Below are 18,547 nucleotides of genomic sequence, written 5' to 3' on the forward strand. Positions count from 1 at the left end.
CTTTTGCCAAGCATGCAAGAGCAAATCAATTGTTTTTTTCAATCAATAAATCTTCACCAATAGCCCGCCTTAAAGCAAAGCGTGCTTTATGATAATTGTAGAGTACATCAAAAAAGCTGGTTTTGACACTGGCATAGCCTACAAAAGACTCCAACAGCTCTCTTGCATCCATAAGACCCGCTCCAAAATTTAAAGTGGTGGATAAAACCCAACTTCTGGCAGATTTTAAGGCTTGTGTTGAACTATCATAAGCTTGTTTTTTAGCCTTTAGATTAAGATATTTGTCTCTTATCTCTAGCTCTATACCTTGTAAGGCTAGGTTTGCGCGACTTTGTGCGAGTTTAAGTTTTATTTTTTCTTCCTTGTATTCTGTTGCAATATTATGAAACGATAAGTTTTGCCGGATACCAAAACTAGCGCCAAAAATATTTCTGTTGAAGCCATCGTTAATATAGGGGTTAGAAAAGGCTGCTCTACCCGGTGCATCCGACAACTCCCATTGTCCAGCAATAAAAATATTGGGGAAAAACTCAGCTTTTTTAGACAACATTAAATGTTTTTGAGCCAAAACTGCTTTTTCAAGCTGCTGCATTTCTGGTCGTGCCACTTTTGCCCGAGCTAAATAATACTCACTGCTTTGTAAGTCTAGTTTTGGTTTGGGAAGTTTACTGTCTACAATTTTAATTTTTTGTTGGCTATCAAGTCCCATTAACAATTTTAGTGAATATTCAGCAACATCCAACCCTCTTTGAGCATCTGCAGCTCGTCGTTTGGTTTCATTAATGAATACTTTAATGCGCATTAAATCAATATCAGTTACTTCCCCTGAGCCGCTATCAAGACGCTCAATAACTCTATCCTTGGCTTGATTGGCTCGATCCAAAAGTTCTGCAATAAAGTCTTTTAAATTTTGCAAATAAACATGCGTCCAATAAACCGTTTGCACTTGTTCTATAATTTCATTTTGTTTGGCTTTTAAGCCTTCTTCAGCCGATAAAACACCGTTGCGGGCAGCTTTTTTTAGGTTATTCAAACGATTGAACAGATAAACTGGCTGAATAAAGGTTAACTTGCTGCGAATAAACGGTCCCAAACCTTTAAGATTGGCATTGTAATCCGGAAAGTCATTTTCAGGCCCAAAGCCTTCTGGTAAATCAGGAACAACCCCGGTCAGGATATTGATTTCAAATTCAGGTAAAATCATGTTGGACTTGGCTCTATTATGTTGCGCTTGTCGCATGGCCAACTCCTGCTCAGAAATTTCTAGCTGTGGTGCGTTTTGCATCGCCGATTCAATGGCCGTATTCAAAGTAATTTTCTTTGCGCCTTGATCTGATTTGCTTTGTGTCTGTGCAAAAGTGTCTCCACTGATACAATAGACAAAAAGTACAAGGCTTATTTTTGCTAAATGTTTCATTTTCTTCGCTTTTTACCTGTTTTAGTCATACTTGGCCAAGTAAAAAAGCCCTCAAAGCGAAAACTTTGTGGGCTTTTTTTATTGTTCTTTAGTTGGGGATTCTTTTAATATAAAGCATTGCTGATAGATGCTTCCAATGCTGGAAACTGATCCAACCATTCTTTGCGTGCCTCTCTTAATTCCTTAAGCGCTGTAGAAAACTCTTCTTTGCTCCAAAAATTTTCTGCAGCAAAACGATTCATGTCAATGCCTTCAATATTGACTGGAATCTCTACATCTAAAGTCTCATCTTTAGCCCATTCAATGGCGTCTCTGCACACTGCTGTTAGCATGGCAATGGTATCCATAATCTTAATTTTTTCTGATTTTTCTTGGCTGCCAAATTTACCCGTATTAAGCAAGTAGCACTCAATTCTGGGGTTGTTCTTTAAAATCTCATAAAAACGATTGCCTTCTTCATCTTTGGAACCGACAATAAAAGGATTGGTACCCACTTCACGTACAGCTTCACCTTTAGCATTAGGGTCTGCCGCTGAAGTTTTAATGGACTCACCCAACATAAATGCAACAGCTGCTTGCTCTTGGCTTAATTTTGAAATAGGCGGACTCAACGGATTGCGAGTGATAAAAAAGATCTTATTGGCCAAAGGCATATCAATATCACCATCGGTGTTGATCACTTTGGATACCGGTACTACAGCACGGCCATTTTGAGAAATCTCACAGTTATCAAAATCAACATTGCCAGCATCATCTACCCACACATTTTCAAAAATGGCTTCTTTGCAAGTGGCTGCTTGATACAATGCTTCTTGATCAACAGGACTTAAACCTTCTGTTTTGATGTAAAACCCTTCAATTTCTGTGCCTTTGGCTGAACCGTTACTTTGCAAAATCACAACATCATCTTGTCTGACCCTTACTTTTTCACCAGCATCGGTATCAAGATTAAAGTCATGACAAGTTAAGCTGGTTTTACCCGTGCCTGATAAACCAAAGAACAAAATGCCTGAACGATCAATTTCGCCTGTTTTTACATTTTTAGCCCACACTTCTTTTGATCCAGCGTGCAAACCCAAACCACCCTTTTGTTTACCATCGTACATGGCCATTCTTAAAAAGGCTTTTTTGATTTCTCCATAATAGTCAGAGCCCAGTACATAGGTAACACATGCATCAGGATCAACCAAAATACGTCTCTCTCCTGGATACTCCGGAACATCAACCACAAACATATCTGGCTGATCAAAATTTTTGGTAATTTTACCCAAACTTGCGTGAAACATGTGCGCTAAACGGGCATATTTTTTAGTGACCCATAAACGACAAGCATAAGCATTGTCACCTTGACAAAGTTGTCTGTCTACTTCAATCACGCTGGTGGTTTTTAGATATTCTTGAATCTCTTGAATAACTTTTCTATCTTCGGCAGTCACTTGTTTATCGACTGTTGTACGGGTAAAGGCAGCACTTCTGGCTTTAAACTTGGCAACATAAGCTGCACTATAATATTCCGTGGTTTTTTCTTCTTGTTTTGCCATCATTCTTAGTTCTTCACGACTGCTATTTTTAATAACGTCGGCTGCTTGAGGTTGAACTGTAAACTCTGACGGTTGTTTTTTACTGTTTTGGGTCACCATGCTGTTCTCTTTCACTTGTGTTTGTATCATTGTGCATCCTTTGAAAATTTTTTGCCACTATTACCATTTTTTTATATTTTTCTCAAATCTAATTGAAAAAGTCTTTTGATTTCAAATAATTATCAAAAAACCCAAGTCCAACCCCCTGACTTTGAAAACCCACTCATACGATACTTTCTAAGTAAATGCAAGAATTTTATGCTTTGCATCAATGCCTGGTTCTAACAGCTCTCTTAAAGATTCAGTCGTAAATCATTTATTATTTTGTATCTAGTGCAAGCATAAAACAACTTTTTATTCAAAAAACTGTTCCACTGTATTGCTTACTCTACTAAAAGGTATAAAAGGTAGCTGAAGCTCTTGGTGCCTGATAAAATGTTTGCGAATAAACGAGTTAAGTTGCCTGCACATTATTTTAAAAAATATTCTGCTATGTTATAAATTTTTTGTTTATGCAAGCGCTTGATCAAATCAACAAAGCCATCATCAACTGCCAGCAATGCCCACGCTTGCTGGATTGGCAAAAGCATATTAAAAGCCACAAACGCGCAGCATATAAAAATGAAGCTTATTGGTCTAAACCAGTTCCTTCTTTTGGTGATCCTAAGGCGCAAATACTTGTTTTAGGCTTGGCCCCTGGTGCGCATGGTGCCAACAGGACGGGTCGTTTAATTACTGGTGACAGTTCAGGTGATTGGTTATTTAGGTCTATGCACAAAGCAGGTTTATGCAATCAAGCATCTTCAAGACACAAAGATGACGGCTTACAATTAATCAATACTTGGATCAGCAATGTCGTTCACTGCGCACCGCCAGAGAATAAACCCAAAACAAATGAACGCGATAATTGTTTGCACTTTTTAACTCAAGAGCTTCAAGCTTTAAACCATTTAAAACTGATTGTTTGCTTGGGGCAGTACGCTTATGATGCTTTATTAAAAACACTGAAACACCATTCTCTTGCAAAGCTTCCTTCACCCAAATTAAAATACAAACATGGTTTACAGCTAAAAGCAGAGCCCTATACTATAGTGTGCAGTTATCACCCCAGCCAACAAAACACCTTCACTAAAAAACTAACCCAAGCCATGTTGGATGATGTTTTTTTAAGTGCAAAAAATATTCTAAATCATTAACAAACGATACATTGCTATTGAAAATGTAGGGCTTGATACACGCTCTCTAGTTCAAAGCTTGCCTTGAACTAATTTAGGATAAATATTTCTTCAAACATGTTTATAGTCATTGAATAAAGTATTTGTGCATGAAAGAAGATTTTTTTTATTAAAAGCGAAGACCTTATGGGCTTTATAGCCTGATTAGTCGAGTGTGCATAAAAAATAATTTGTCCTAAATCTTTTTTAAAGCACTCTAAAGATAACCAGCTATTTAATGTCTTTCCATAAAAAAAAAGCCGTGCTCTTGCGAACACGGCTTTTTTATTTATTAAGCTAATAATTCAGCTTAGAAGTAGTAGTGGATACCTACACCAAAACCACCACCAACAGTTGTTAGTTGGCTTGTTTCAGCTTCTGTATCTAAGTCAATCGCTAAACCAGCTTCAGCACTGAATCCGATTTCTGGAAGACCTGCAAAGCTCCACTCTACACCTAGAGGAACAGAGATTCTGATTGCAGTTGCGTCGCCACCAGTAACAATGTTGTCACCTGTGCTGTACACTGCACCTGCACCTACGTAGAAGTCTGAGTTTTCTTGCTCAACTACGTCATAAAGTACGCGTGCACCTAAGTTTAGAGCTTCAGGAGCATCTTCCAATGCGTTGAAACCAACAATAGCTTGTACTGTTACGTTTGAAGAAACGCCGTACTTTACTGACCAGTTACCTAAACCAGTGTCAGCACCACCAGTAATACCTTCTGCTAAACCAGTTTGATAACCGATAGCGAATTTGTTAGCGTTGTCTTTTGCAAAAGCAACAGTTGTCAATAGGGCTAAGCCTAATACCAATAGTTTTTTCATTTATATTTTCCTCCGTTTAATTAAACTTCAACAAAGAACTTTGTTCTTAGTTGTGACATGTCTACCAATCACAAAAAAAAATGTAAAGAAAACAAGTGTTTTTTACAATTAAAAAACTTTAGTTTTCAACGCTGCTTTTCTTCTTTGCATTGCGTCGCTTAATTTTGTATAGGTCTGATATCAATGTTTAGATCTTATCAAACATACTTTTTTATCTGTGTCATTACTTTTTTGGCTTTTTTTCACAGCGGCTGTTCAAAAAAACACTCCCCTAAAGATTCAGATAAACATGGATCAACTCCTGAAAAAACAATACTCGATGTTATTGCTCCAGAAAAACAGGCCGGGCTTTTTACGACTAAACGGGAACAGATGTGTGGTCGTTTTCATAGCTTACTTAATGAAACCTTAGATCAACATATTCTTAGAAATCATAATGACAAAAATACTTTGTTACAACATGCTTTGTCTTTTTTACAAAGCTATCCCGATAAAACTGAAATTGACTTTAATGCATGGATTGAGCTTGAAGAAAACAACCTTTTGGTTGAGCTTCCTTCTACAGAAAAAGAACAGTGTGCCTTAATTGATGCTTTATCAAACAAAGCTTCTTTTAATTTAAATTTAAGTGAAGACAATAATGCCAAATTGATTGAAACCTATTTAATTGTTTATCAATACTTCTTAAATTTTTCTGATGGCGGTTTATCTAAATTAAGTTATGGCAAAGACTCCTCTGTTCAACAAAAAATCCTGGGACTGGTTTTATTGAATCGCCCTGACTATTCTTACGCTTTAGCTACCAATACAGACGGTGACTCTAAAGTTCGTAAGCCCAACTATTTATTTATTCAGGCGGTTCACCCAAGAAGCGTTTTAAATCAATACCGAAAAGATTTGGTTGGCAAGTACATTGTTGCGCTTTGTTTTTCTGAATCAGAAGAAAACTGCCTCAACATCAACCAACAAACACTGTCTAAAACTTTGCAAGAGCTGTCTAAAAATGAAGATGCCGATAAACTTTGGGTAAAACTTTACAAGCCAGATAGCCGTGAATATGAACTTTATGCTTTGCCTCTTGAGTCTTTACCCTCTTTATATGCATACAGTTATACTTACCCCAGTGCACATTATTCTATGCCAAGCTTCGTGATCAAAATAAGATCTTTTCGCTCAGAGCAATTAAAAGAAGATTTAAAACATATTTTTACAAATGATATTCAATATTACATTGATGAATTTGGGACGTATCCAAAAAATATAGTTATTGACTTAAGAGAAAATCAAGGTGGATACCTTCACTTGGCAACACATTTGGCTGAGTATTTCTTTCCTAAAAAAACACTCATCAGTAATGCTTTATCAACTGTTGGAAAAACCGCAGACAAAACTTCTCAATCTATGCGTGCATCATGGCAAGGAAAAGACTTTATCTATCATACCCTTACTACTGAACAAGATCTGAGAAGCAATTACTTTATAAACAATCCTCCCAACATTATCCTTTTGCTCAATCGCCGTTCAGCAAGCACATCCGAAATCTTTGCCGCTGCCATGAAAGACCACCAAGCTGCCATGATTATTGGTGAACAGTCTTTTGGAAAGTTTATCGGTCAAAGCTCTAAAGATGGACTATTTGCTGATATTCCAATGAATCGGTCACTGTTGCAAAATTACTACTTCTCTCCGGCAGGAGACTCCCATTTTTTAAAGCCTCAGCTTTTGCACAAAGAACACAACAACCCCTTTGATCAAAGCAGTTTTGTTAATATTGCTGACTATCTCAGTTTGGTTAATTTTGATGACCACAGCACCCCCATTGCAAGCAATCCAGGTAAGCTTGATTTAGAGAGTAACTTGGATACTACACCATTGATAAATAAAGCTTTGCTTGAAAATTTACAACTTAATCAGCTGCCTGCTGGCTGCCAAGTTCCAAGCGACTTCACGCTTATTATTGAAGAGCAAGATTGCTTATTGGATATATCCGATGTTTATTTTTCTCAACTTATTGAGTTACAGTAAAGCACCTTTAAAAAGGTGTTATGGAGCTTTTAAGGTAAAATTATAGCTCTTTACTTTAAGTTCAACTTTCAATACATTGATAGCATGAGCAGTTATTTTGATAAAAAAGAAAAGCAAATGAACCGTGACAACAAAGCTTCTTGGCGAGATATTGATGCAAAAAAAGATGGTAAAAACCCTTACCGTTCTTCTGATCACGAACATAAAAAAACAAACAGCCACCAAGAAAAACAAAAACAAAGTCAGGCTAAAAAAGCTCTAGACGAATTGTTTAAACCTAAAAAAAACCCTGCTCAAAGCAAAGCTTGGAAGAGCTTAGCCCAGGCAAAAGGACGTGAGTTTCAAAAACAAGCTTTATTGTATATTGAAAGTCATGGTCTACCCAGAGTTTGGGATGATCTTATAACTCTACTTGATATTGAAGATGAAGGTACTCTGCTTGATGTTCTTGCTCAAATACAAAACCAGGCATCAGAACAAAACACAGCTGCAAAAACCTTGGCCTGTGCAAAACTGCGTATTGCCAAACTCAACCATGAAGACCCTGATATTCATGAAGCCATTGATGCTTTGATCAACACTCTCTCTTAACTTTATTTTATGCAACAAGGTTTACTTTTTGATCAAGCTGGATCTAATGAAGAAGTTGATTCTGATCAGTTTAGTGTTTATCATCACTTTAAAAGCACTCAACTGAAGCAAAATCTATACACTTATCTTTTAGAAAAAAACAAGAAATCTTCTAGCGACAACAAAACCTATGTGCTGGTTCACTCAAACCTTCTTGCCAATCACTTAAAACATCATTTAAGCCAAAAAGGTTTACTCACTTACCCTATTTACTTTATTACTTTTTTTGACCTAGCAAAAATGGTTTTATCTACTTTAGATATTGAGGTTGGCAAACCTATTTTGGATAAAAGCTTAAGCCAACTGAAACTGTATGAATTATGCTATGATTTTTTTAATTACGATGTACCCAATTCAAACTTGAATTTTTTAAAAAGTAAAGCCGCCTTTATCAACACTCTAAACACAAGCTATGCTTACTTAGACAAAAATAACATCTCTACTTGGCCTAACCAACATGAAGATTTGCAGGCTTTGTATAAAAAATATCAGGAAAATTTTTCTCAACACTATAATACACAAGATTCTTTTTTAAAGTATGTTTCTTCTTGCTTAAGCAACAACCCTAATCACACTATTCCACATACACTTTTGGTTTATGGTTTTTATGACTTTTCACCCGTTCAATTTAATTTATTATCAAACATAAAATTTAAAAAAAAATCTTTATGGCTCTTGAGTGACTCACCTGCTCAAAATTTATTTTCACACCTGAGCATGCAAGACCTCAATGATAAAAATTCCAGTGTTGAAAAAAAACCTATCACCATACATGCCTGTCTTAATGAAAAGAATGAGTTAGAAAAATTAACAACGCTTCTCGTCAAATATATCTATACTGAACCTAAGCAGCTAAACACCGTAAGTGTTTTGGTGCCCAACCAACACTATCTCAATATTTGTAAAACATTATTTAAGCAACAAGGCATCCCTTATTATTGCCCCATCAACAAATCTATAGCTAAATCGCAAATGGGCAAAGTCTTAAGTCTATTAATCGATTATCATCAAAGTAAACAAGAGCAAGACGATATTATTAAATTAATTCTTGATTTTCCTGGAAAGAAGAAATTACTTATTAAAAATGAAGTGATCTCTTTACTGAAAAAAAATCGAATTTTTAATCAGGAGCTTCTTCAAAACAGTAAGCTAGAGCAATTTTCTTATTTAAAACAAATTTTAAAAGGCATCCATGATCTTTTTATAAATAATTCTTCATACAGTGGTTATATCAAGCAGCTTGTTGTTTTTTTAAATCACTTTATTGATGAAAACTGTTTGTCGCGTGAGCTTGAGCACTCACTCTTGTTTGATTTGCAGAAATATTTTAATACACTTGAAAGCCTCAATACTCAGTTTAAACCTAACCTTTTACTGTTTGCTTTAAAACAATTTTTATTGATGCCTTCTTCAGGTGAATCTGGAAAAAAAATGCACGAAAGTGGTGTATATTTGGCTCCTATTGACTACGCTGCTTTTTTTAGTTTTGACCATGTTTTTATTTTAGGTCTGAACCAACAAACTTTTCCCAAGCCAGATCAAGCTTTAAACTTACTCAGTATAGAAAAGCCAGATCTAGATACTGCTCCTATCATTGATCACTATGAAAAAGATATTGCAATATTCAAACAACTCGTTGCCTCATGCTCAAAGGTTGATCTTTTTCATAGTCAACATGACCACCTTAAAGATCAAGCCTTACAACAAAGCGTAGTATTTGATTATATTGATTATCCCGTGGTCAACGCACATTTAACGAATGAAAACTTTTCCTCTGTTCTTGAATATGAAAAAAACAATTTAAGTTTAGATTTACAATCTATGCATAAAGATCAAATAGAAAACTTTTCTCAAAAAAGCCCTTGGCTTAAACAAAATATTCACTGGATGCAATCTTATCTTAACCCAGAAACAACATTTGATGCCTACAGTGGGCACTTGAACATTTCAGATAAACCACGAGAAAACTATTCCGTTACAGCCTTACAACGCTATGCAACCTGTCCTTATCAATATTTTTTACATGATGTTTTAGCTTTACACACTGATCATTGGCCACAAGATATCTATGGTTTACATCCTATGGAAAAAGGTGAGCTCTTGCATCATGTTCTTTTTTTATTTTATAAGCGTTGCTTAAAACAAAAAAAGAGTGACCTAGAACAAAAAACCATTTGGCTCAAAGAAATTTTTGATCACCTTAATCATAAGCAACAAACCTACAGTTTAAAAAAACCACAATTGTGGCCCTTAGAACATATTAACCTGTATCAAAGAATTAAAAGCTTTATTGCATATGAACATATGCGCAATGCCGACTACGTTCCTATAGCCTTGGAAATGCGTTTTGGTTCGTTTAAAAGCGGTGATGAAGATAAAACTTACTCTCGTGATGAACCCTTATGCATAGAGTACAAGGGGAAAAAACTTTATTTTAGAGGTAAGGTTGATCGGATTGATATTGATTCTTCTGGACACTACCTGCATGTCATTGATTACAAATCAGGAAAAGTTTCTGCCAAAAACAATGATTTTGCTCAAGGCAAGACCATACAAATGGCCATTTATTTATTGCTTTGTCAAAAACAGTTTAAGCATATTCCTTTAAAAAATATGAAAGCCCGCATGGTTAGCGTTGACCCAAAACAAAACTTTAATGAAAGATATTTAAGTGGAGAATATTTGGAACAGCATCTTGACGATTTTTATCAGTTGATTTTCTCTTTAGGTCAAGGCATTGATCACGGTATTTTTTTTCAAAACCCAGGCAACAATGCCCAACATTGTCAATTTTGTGATTATCAAATGATCTGCCAAAGCAATGTCCTTAAGCGTGCGCAGCAAATTCAAAACAGTTCAAAGCTAAAATCAATTCTGGAGGACCTATGGAACAATTAGATACCTTCACTCCTTTAGACCACGCTGTTCGCCAACTGGCCACAGAGCAAACTCAAAAAAACCTATCAATTGAGGCTGGAGCAGGAACTGGAAAAACAACGTTACTGTCTCATCGTTATGTTAATACTGTTTTAAATCATGCTGTTCCTTTGAGTCAATGTGTTGCTATTACCTTTACTGAAAAAGCTGCTCTAGAACTTAAACAAAGAATTCATGACTTGCTGCTCAAAAAACAACGTCCAGATTTAGCCAAAGACGTTTACAGTGCACCTATTTCTACCATCCATGCATTTTGTTCAAACCTACTTCATCAAAAACCTTTTGCTGCCGGTTTAGACCCTGGTTTTACACAGCTGGATCCCCTTCAGCAGCGCGCCTTTTTAGATCATTGCTTTAACCTCTTTTTAAATCATTGTTTGAGTGATTTAAATTCAGAAAAAAATCTAAATTCTTCGGATTCCAGTCAGGTTTTATATCGCTTGAATGCCTATGATATTGATGTAAGAAAAGTTAAAACTTTATGCATGCAAGCTTACGATAATAGAGCTTTCTTCAAGCATACTCTTTTAAAAACCATACCTTGGCCTGATACAAAAAGCTTTATTGTTTCTTTATTCAATAGCTACAAAAAATTATCCGATCTGTCTCATGCTTACTGTGATGATAAAGAAGACAAGGCTTATCAAGCTATTGAAAGCATGGTGATTAAACTTCAGTATTTAAGTGAACAAAATATTATTGAACACATCAACAGTATTATGTTTCAATTAAAAATTTCTTCTAGAGATGGCTCACAAAAAAAATGGAAGGATGAAAAAACTTTAAAATATATTAAAACAAGCTTTGCTCACCTTAAACAACAACTTGAACAAATGCAAACACAACTGGGGCACTGCATAGCCAACGATACTTTGTTTTTACTTAAAGATTTTATTCGTTTTGTTGACCAGCAAAAAAAAGAAGATAGCCTACTTGATTTTGATGACCTTATTACTTTATCCTTACAGTTGGTTAAAGAAGATAGCTCTGTACGGCAATATTTTCAAAGTATGTACCGTTGTTTTTTTGTTGATGAATTTCAAGACACTGACCCTATACAAAAAGAATTAATTTGGTTGCTCTGTGGCTTGCATCAAAGTGATGTGCACCACAGCACTTTTATTGTCGGTGACCCTAAACAATCTATCTATCGTTTCCGTGGAGCAAGTTTAGAAACTTATGCCCAGGCCACAGAAGATTTTAAACATAAACAACAACATAAGCCTATTGTACAAAATTTTAGATCCTCAGAAAAAATCATTGAATGGATTAATGTTGGTTTTTCTAAGCTTTTAAAAGAACATTATCATGCTTTACAAGCTTTGCCTTCGCATAGCGGAAAAGATCCGGCAATTGTTACATTGGAACCCAAAGAAGACCATGCTCAGCTTAACACTCAACAATTATTACAAGAAGAAGCTCAGTGCATTGCTCAATATATTGATCAACTTTTACAAAAAAAAGAACCCTTTATCTATGATAAGGCGTCCGGATCTTATAGACCTGCACAAGCAAAAGATATTGCTTTAATTTATCCTACCAGCACTGGACTGGACTACTTAGAAGAAAGTTTAAGAAAGCATGCTATTCCATTTTTATCTCAGGGTAGCCGCTCATTTTTTAAACGCTCAGAAATTGAAGGCCTTATTTATATTTTACATGCTCTAGCCAACCCAACAGATTCTATTGCTTTGGTTGCTGCCTTAAAGAGTTGTTATCTTGCCATTCATGATCAAGATATTTTTTCTTTGTATAAGCAAAAGAGGAGTGTCTGTATCTTAGATATCAATGATACATTGTTAGAACATTTAAATACTCCACTAAAACAAGCGTTATCAAGCTTACAAAAATGTTATCATGACTTACATAAAACGGTTCAATACAGTTTAAGTGATGTTTTAAGCTTTATTTTGAAAAATTTTTCTGTGTACCCAGCCTTGGCCTTAAGAAAGCATCATGCTCAAGCACAGGCAAACATTGAAAAATTTATTCTTTTAACTCAGTATTATGAAAACTCTGTATCTGGTCATTTGTATGACTTCACCCAGTGGTGCTTGTCCAATCAAGACAAAAGCCATGATCAACCCGAAGCCCCAATCAACACGCAAAACATCAATGCCGTTCAATTGATGACCATGCATAAATCGAAGGGACTAGAATTTCCTGTGGTCATCATGGCCCAACTGGCCAGCAAATCTATGCCTTTTTCAAATTTTTTAAGCCATGCTCACTTACATCGTTATAGCTTTGGCTATAGCCATAGCGGTCAAAATATGCATACTCAAAACTACACTCAAATGTTAAACTATGAACGCAGTTCTATATTACAAGAAAAAAAGCGGCTCTTGTATGTTGCCTGCACACGGGCTAAAGATCGTTTAGTCATGAGTCGTTTTTCCAGCAATAACTACAAAGACAGCTATCATGCTTTGTTAGAGCCTGTTTTACAAGAGACACAAACACTCTTAAGCCCTTTTAAAACAAGCACGAAGCTAGACATGAATAACAAAGCTAAAACAACACAGCCTGATGTTTCATCTATAGCTGCATTGGATGCAGATACGGTTTGGCAAAACTATCAACAAGCACAGTCAGCCATTAAAGATTTACACAGATCACTGGATGAGTACTTTTCTTTGCCTAAAAAAGAAAATAATGAGGAAAAAAATTTACACGCTTCTTTAGCTAAAATTGAAAAAAGTTATTTTGGTAGTGTGTTTCATAAAGTTATGCAAGACTTAGCCAACTTAAACTTTAATCCACAACATCTTGATACCGTCATACATCAACATGCAATCAATCAAAACCATAAAAAAGAGCTTTTACTTTTGGTGCAACATTGTCTCAACCATCCTTTGATTCAACAGGCAAAAAAAGCACCTACCTGCCATGCAGAATACCCTTTATTGATTAAAAACGCGAAGCAGCGTCTTGAGTCTTTGTACATTGATCTTCTATTCCATGATGGGCAGCACTGGACGCTAATCGATTATAAGACTGATGAACTTGAACACAAAGACTTACACCAACAGACACAACTGTATTTGCCACAAATCAAACGTTATCAACAAGCTTTAAAAAGCCACAACATTGAATTAAATCAAGCCTATGTTTTGTTTGTAAAACATCAACAAGCTATGAAAATCAATATTTAATATTCGTTACACTTGAACACAATCAAGAAAAGGTTTTTTTTATTTTATCTTTAATGCTTTTGCTATCAGCAATTTTTTCACCGCTTTCTTTGGCAAATGCTTCTAGTAATTCTTTTTGTTTGCTGCTTAAACGCTCTGGTATTGTAACATTAAGCTGTACATAAAGGTTACCACGCCCTTTGCGTCTTAAATAAGGAACGCCCTTACCTTTAATGGTAATTAAGTCACCGGGCTGTGATGCTTTTGGGATGGTGATATCTTCATGACCATCTAAAGTTTCTACCGTGCATGTGGTTCCTAGAGCAGCTTGCGCCATACCAATATCAAGTTTGCGGTAAAGATGCTCGTTTTGTCGTTTAAATAGATCATGCTCAGCAATGTCTAAAAAGACAAACAAGTCGCCGCTAGGGCCACCTTGACTACCCGCTTCACCTTCTCCACTGAGACGAACTTGCATACCATTTTCTACGCCAGCAGGAATATCCACATTAACTGTTTTTCTTTCTGCATCTCTACCAGAGCCTGAACAGTCTTTGCATGGATGGGTAATGATCCTTCCTGCGCCTCTACACTGAGGACAGGTACGGGCAATAGAAATGAATCCTTGATTTTGTTGGACTTGTCCATAGCCTTGACATTGATCACAGGTGACGGGCTCATGCTCTTTATCATGGCCTTGGCCATCGCATGTTTGACATGTTACTTCACGTTCTATTTCAATTTCTTTTTCACAGCCAAAGACAGCTTCTTTGAAGCTTATGCTGCATTGAACTTGTAAATCATTGCCACGTCTAGGGCCTTGGCGCCTGGAACCTGATGAGAAGCCACCCCCAAAAAAACTATCAAAAATATCACCAAAGGATGAAAACACATCATCCATATTGTTAAAGCCAGAAAACCCTTGCTGATTGAGACCTGCATGTCCATACTGATCATATATCGCTCGTTTTTTTTCGTCCCTCAACACTTCATAGGCTTCAGAACATTCTTTGAATTTGGTTTCTGCCTCTTGATTATCTGGATTAAGATCAGGATGATATTGACGAGCCAAAACTCGATAAGCTTTTTTTATTTCTATTGCTGTTGCCGTTTTTGAAACTGATAAAATTTCATAATAATCACGTTGCGTTGCCATATCTTACCTTATTATAAATTTCCCTCTAGGTACGCCGTACCTAGAGGGAAACTGTTTTTTGTTCAGATGAAACAATATAGTGCATTTTCTTTAATATGCAAGAGCTTGAGAGCGTATAAAAAAACCACTTTTATTAATCAAAATAAAAGTGGTTTTTTATTATTATTTTAGAATGATTACATTTTTTTAAGAATGCCGCTTGCAATCAAATATGAAAACAAAACAACTGTCTCGATAAAGGCAACACCCAAAATCATTGGAATAAACACTTTATTTTGCGCACCGGGGTTGCGAGCAATACCTTCTAATGCTGCTGCAACTGCTCTGGACTGAGCTGAAGCTCCACCAAAAGAAGCAATGGCCATACCAAAGGCTGCTGCAATTGCATACCACATGGTACCATTAGAAGCTGCAGCAACTGTTTCTTGTGCACCTTCAGTATTTTCAGCAAATGCTGCACCTAAACCCAACACCAAAACCAAACCAAAAACATGTTTTAATGACATTTTTTTCTCCTTATTTTTTGACGTAAAAGTCATCGCTTTTACCCCTGCTTCAATTGCCTTTTAAAAGCATTTGTTGATTGCATAAAAATAAAAACCCATTTTTATTTTTATGTGAAAGCCTGAAGCTTGACTTTCAAGTCGACGATTTGCGTTTGGCAAATTGTCTCATGTGCTGTTTCACCAACACATCTAGCTGCGGGTTTTCCTTCGCAGCCAAACTTTTTTTTGCACACAAGTCTAATGGTCGTGCGATACCGCCATGGAGATATAAACCATGGATAATAACGTGAAAATAAAGGCCTGCATGAAGGACACAAAGATTCCCAAAATCATGAATGGAATTGGAAGTCCCCATTCAAAAAGCTCAATAAATGATCCTAAAAGCTGGTGGTCTGCTGTGATGTTTGCAAACAACCTTATCGATAACGTTATTGGCCTTAATACATTACCTATTAATTCAACTCCTATAAAAAACACCTGAAAACCAACAAGTAAAATGAACAAAATACCAAATGCAAAAATATTTTTAACCCCTTTTAAGGATAGCGGTGCCATAAAATGTTTTACATACGCAGGCCCCTGCTCAGCAAAGCCAAAGTAATTGTAGGCAATAAATGAAATAATGGCCACAGCTGCCCCGGTTGCCCAATTTTCTGTAGGGGGCAAAAAGCCCGGAATCATACCAATAAGATTGGAAAAGAAAATGAACATAAAAATGGTGCCAACAAAGGGCAGGTATTTATAGTGATTGGGACCAATCACGTCTTTGCTTAAACCGGCTAAAACTTCAACCAAAAGCTCAAAAAAAGTTTTTAAGTTGAACTTTTTATCTGGAATGAGGTTGGCTTGCGCTACTTTGAGACGCGGATATATAATTAAACTGCCGGCAACCAACATAAGCACAACAAAACTCGTTGTAATCATATGCACATTATGGTGATTAACCCCTGGAATAAAATGAAACCAAGTATGTGGATGATGTTCCATATTTCTACCTTTAATATTTGTTTACTGTTTTTTCTATAGATTCACCTGAACCTAAAGACTGTTGCTCTTTAACTGTTAAAAAAGCAACCGTCAAGATCATTCCTGCCAAAGAAATACCAAACCAAAATAAGTCTACAAACTCCGTAAGGGCATATGCCAGTCCAAATAAAACCAATAGTTTAGCAACAAACAGTACTCCCCCTTTGATTTGTTCTCCACTTTGCTTGGCCGTAAAAATCATTTTACCTATTTTAATCAATAATAAAAAATTCAAATACATGAGACCTGCACCAAAAATGACTGATATTGCTGCAATTTGGCCTGAAACAAAAAAAGCCAACCCTGCTGTACAAACAGCAAAAACAATGGCGACACCGTGATTTAATTTACTCATTGTTGCTCTGGCATATTCATTATACGCTTATTCGTCAATGAAAATCTCAAAAGCACAAACGGGTAGCTTTGTAGTAACTGTCTTTTTATTGATTGAGCAGATATCCCAAAATTAATATTTGGGGCACAGTGATAAGCGGTAAAAATAGTGCTATTTTCCAAGAGTGCGTGGTTTCTTTTAAGGCCATAATCTCTGTATAGTCTGTAGAAACACCGGCCATCAAAAAGGTAAAACTGTTGCCCGGGGCTGCGGCTCTGTTGATAAAATCTGCCGCTACCGGAGCAGCTCCCTCTGAACAGACTTCAATCACAGTTGTTGCCAGCAGGGTAGCACCCAAACCCAGCAAGCTGGGACCAAAATACTGCGTAAAAATATCTGTGGGTACATAAGTTTTTATGATGCTGGAAAGCAGCGCCCCAAAAATAATCCACTGAATAATCATCCTGGAATCTTTAAAACCGTTTTTAAGCATATGCCAAATATCCAGCCATTGAAACTGGTAAGTGCTCCAGTCCCGTTTTAGCTGCGTCCAAAGTTTAAAGTCTGGAGTCAACTCAACTTGATGTGGATTGGCTGGCAAAATTTTTTTATTTTCCAATAAATCAAAAATCATTCCAGACACAAACGCAATGACCGCAGACAAAACCACAAACACCAGCATCCATTTAAAGCCCATCAATGCCCAAAGAATTAAGGTTAAAGAAAAAGAATTCCATGGGCTGGCAATTAAAAAAGCCATGGTTTGACCCAAACTGGCTCCCCGTTCATAAAGCTTCATCCCCACCATCAAAATACCGTGGTTGCATAAATCCAAAAGTAATCCGGCCAAAGTTGCACGGATCAAACCCACTTTGGTTCTTGGCTTGCCTAAAACAGAAATCACATACTCTCTAGGAACAAATGACAATAAACCCACAAACACAATACCCAAAGCAATACCCCAGGACATTAAATTCATCAGTTCATAAAAAGCATGCAGAAGGTGCGCATGTTTATTCTCAATGTTAAAGTACACACTGTTGAGCAGATGTCCTATGTACAGCACACTTGCACAAAGCAACATCAGTCTAAAAAAAGAATACCAAGACCGTTTGTTCTTTTGAGGGTGACAACTGTTTTGTTTTTCTTCTGGTGGACAACACTCCATACACGGAACATACGCCGCAAGATCTCCCTTGTCAACGTGGAGCAGGGCTTTTTGCGCTTACTCTGAAACAATCTATTTAATAATTGTTGATTCATGAAGTTTTTTATCTTACATGCTTTAGTTGCCAATTTTTATTGGCTTGCTGAATTTGACGGGCATCATCTTTTTTATTCCATTTTTTTAAAGTGTTGCTCAGCCAGCTTTTGTAGAACAGGTATATCTTGCCATTGATGACCTTAAAACTTTTTGGATCTATCTCTACCAAGTCACCACTATCGGCCATGGCATAAGCGCACCATCCTTTATATTGCGGTAAAAATACATCTGGATTGCTGAGAAATGCCTGCTGATTGGCTTTAGAGCTGAAATAAATAACTGTTCCTTCATGGTGATGCTGAAATTTCTTTTGCCCTTTGATGGCTTTATTCTGTTTGATATAAGCCACTGGATCATAGCCATCAATAAAGATACCTTTGCTTTGATAATAAGCCACAGACGCATTGGCATGTATTGCATTGAACAGCAAAGACAAAAAGAAAAGTACAAAGCCAATCTTTTTAGCGCATTTTAAAATTATTTTTTGTACTTTCACTT

At 36.5% G+C, this 18,547-nt stretch carries 14 protein-coding genes; 5 read left to right on the forward strand and 9 right to left on the reverse strand.

Features of this window, described 5'->3' with window-relative positions; translation table 11 throughout:
* Positions 1-25: 25 nt before the first annotated feature.
* Both MRY82_10190 and MRY82_10195 read right to left on the reverse strand, forming a co-directional pair.
* Positions 26-1,417 (reverse strand): TolC family protein, encoded by a 1,392-nt coding sequence (locus MRY82_10190; protein MCI5073289.1) that lies wholly within the window; start codon positions 1,415-1,417, stop codon positions 26-28.
* A 104-nt stretch (positions 1,418-1,521) separates the two neighbouring features.
* Positions 1,522-3,087 (reverse strand): phosphoenolpyruvate carboxykinase, encoded by a 1,566-nt coding sequence (locus MRY82_10195; protein MCI5073290.1) that lies wholly within the window; start codon positions 3,085-3,087, stop codon positions 1,522-1,524.
* A 422-nt stretch (positions 3,088-3,509) separates the two neighbouring features.
* Between MRY82_10195 and MRY82_10200 the strand changes: the two genes are divergently transcribed.
* On the forward strand, positions 3,510-4,193 hold the full coding sequence (locus MRY82_10200; protein ID MCI5073291.1) for a uracil-DNA glycosylase: 684 nt from the start codon (positions 3,510-3,512) through the stop codon (positions 4,191-4,193).
* Positions 4,194-4,521: 328 nt separating this feature from the next.
* On the opposite strand, the gene MRY82_10205 is transcribed toward MRY82_10200, so the two are convergent.
* A complete protein-coding gene (locus MRY82_10205) occupies positions 4,522-5,037 on the reverse strand; it encodes a hypothetical protein (protein ID MCI5073292.1) in 516 nt (171 codons plus the stop codon).
* A gap of 183 nt (positions 5,038-5,220) precedes the next feature.
* On the opposite strand from MRY82_10205, the gene MRY82_10210 reads away from it, so the two are divergent.
* The 4 genes from MRY82_10210 (at position 5,221) to MRY82_10225 (ending at position 13,784) form a co-directional block, all read left to right on the forward strand.
* Entirely contained in the window at positions 5,221-7,062 is a 1,842-nt protein-coding gene (locus MRY82_10210) for a S41 family peptidase (protein MCI5073293.1), read from the forward strand.
* 84 nt (positions 7,063-7,146) lie between these two features.
* Positions 7,147-7,653, forward strand: a complete 507-nt coding sequence (locus tag MRY82_10215) for a hypothetical protein (protein MCI5073294.1) — start codon at positions 7,147-7,149, stop codon at positions 7,651-7,653.
* 9 nt (positions 7,654-7,662) lie between these two features.
* A complete protein-coding gene (locus MRY82_10220; GenBank protein MCI5073295.1) occupies positions 7,663-10,590 on the forward strand; it encodes a PD-(D/E)XK nuclease family protein in 2,928 nt (975 codons plus the stop codon).
* Positions 10,578-13,784: a UvrD-helicase domain-containing protein gene (locus tag MRY82_10225; GenBank protein MCI5073296.1), complete on the forward strand. Its 3,207-nt coding sequence runs from the start codon at positions 10,578-10,580 to the stop codon at positions 13,782-13,784. Before MRY82_10220 ends, MRY82_10225 begins: the two co-directional genes overlap by 13 nt.
* A 22-nt stretch (positions 13,785-13,806) precedes the next feature.
* Here MRY82_10225 and dnaJ read toward each other — a convergent pair whose 3' ends face one another.
* From dnaJ to MRY82_10255, 6 genes are all read right to left on the reverse strand, one after another.
* Positions 13,807-14,919 (reverse strand): molecular chaperone DnaJ, encoded by a 1,113-nt coding sequence (dnaJ, locus tag MRY82_10230; GenBank protein MCI5073297.1) that lies wholly within the window; start codon positions 14,917-14,919, stop codon positions 13,807-13,809.
* A 176-nt stretch (positions 14,920-15,095) separates the two neighbouring features.
* On the reverse strand, positions 15,096-15,425 hold the full coding sequence (locus MRY82_10235) for an ATP synthase F0 subunit C (protein ID MCI5073298.1): 330 nt from the start codon (positions 15,423-15,425) through the stop codon (positions 15,096-15,098).
* A 237-nt stretch (positions 15,426-15,662) separates the two neighbouring features.
* Positions 15,663-16,412 (reverse strand): F0F1 ATP synthase subunit A, encoded by a 750-nt coding sequence (gene atpB, locus MRY82_10240; GenBank protein MCI5073299.1) that lies wholly within the window; start codon positions 16,410-16,412, stop codon positions 15,663-15,665.
* 10 nt (positions 16,413-16,422) lie between these two features.
* Positions 16,423-16,806: a hypothetical protein gene (locus MRY82_10245; GenBank protein MCI5073300.1), complete on the reverse strand. Its 384-nt coding sequence runs from the start codon at positions 16,804-16,806 to the stop codon at positions 16,423-16,425.
* 85 nt (positions 16,807-16,891) lie between these two features.
* Positions 16,892-17,953, reverse strand: coding sequence for a permease (locus MRY82_10250; GenBank protein ID MCI5073301.1), 1,062 nt, complete (start codon positions 17,951-17,953; stop codon positions 16,892-16,894).
* Between the two features lie 103 nt (positions 17,954-18,056).
* Positions 18,057-18,545: a YHS domain protein gene (locus tag MRY82_10255; GenBank protein ID MCI5073302.1), complete on the reverse strand. Its 489-nt coding sequence runs from the start codon at positions 18,543-18,545 to the stop codon at positions 18,057-18,059.
* Between the last annotated feature and the right edge of the window lie 2 nt (positions 18,546-18,547).

Source organism: bacterium (assembly GCA_022763185.1).
Lineage (GTDB): Bacteria > Bdellovibrionota_G > JALEGL01 > JALEGL01 > JALEGL01 > JALEGL01.

Coding starts and splice junctions, on each gene's coding strand:
- MRY82_10190 (MCI5073289.1), bottom strand. CDS start 1,417: ATGAAACATTTAGCAAAAATAAGCCTTGTACTTTTTGTCTATTGTATC.
- MRY82_10195 (MCI5073290.1), bottom strand. CDS start 3,087: ATGATACAAACACAAGTGAAAGAGAACAGCATGGTGACCCAAAACAGT.
- MRY82_10200 (MCI5073291.1), top strand. CDS start 3,510: ATGCAAGCGCTTGATCAAATCAACAAAGCCATCATCAACTGCCAGCAA.
- MRY82_10205 (MCI5073292.1), bottom strand. CDS start 5,037: ATGAAAAAACTATTGGTATTAGGCTTAGCCCTATTGACAACTGTTGCT.
- MRY82_10210 (MCI5073293.1), top strand. CDS start 5,221: ATGTTTAGATCTTATCAAACATACTTTTTTATCTGTGTCATTACTTTT.
- MRY82_10215 (MCI5073294.1), top strand. CDS start 7,147: ATGAGCAGTTATTTTGATAAAAAAGAAAAGCAAATGAACCGTGACAAC.
- MRY82_10220 (MCI5073295.1), top strand. CDS start 7,663: ATGCAACAAGGTTTACTTTTTGATCAAGCTGGATCTAATGAAGAAGTT.
- MRY82_10225 (MCI5073296.1), top strand. CDS start 10,578: ATGGAACAATTAGATACCTTCACTCCTTTAGACCACGCTGTTCGCCAA.
- dnaJ (MCI5073297.1), bottom strand. CDS start 14,919: ATGGCAACGCAACGTGATTATTATGAAATTTTATCAGTTTCAAAAACG.
- MRY82_10235 (MCI5073298.1), bottom strand. CDS start 15,425: ATGTCATTAAAACATGTTTTTGGTTTGGTTTTGGTGTTGGGTTTAGGT.
- atpB (MCI5073299.1), bottom strand. CDS start 16,412: ATGGAACATCATCCACATACTTGGTTTCATTTTATTCCAGGGGTTAAT.
- MRY82_10245 (MCI5073300.1), bottom strand. CDS start 16,806: ATGAGTAAATTAAATCACGGTGTCGCCATTGTTTTTGCTGTTTGTACA.
- MRY82_10250 (MCI5073301.1), bottom strand. CDS start 17,953: ATGGAGTGTTGTCCACCAGAAGAAAAACAAAACAGTTGTCACCCTCAA.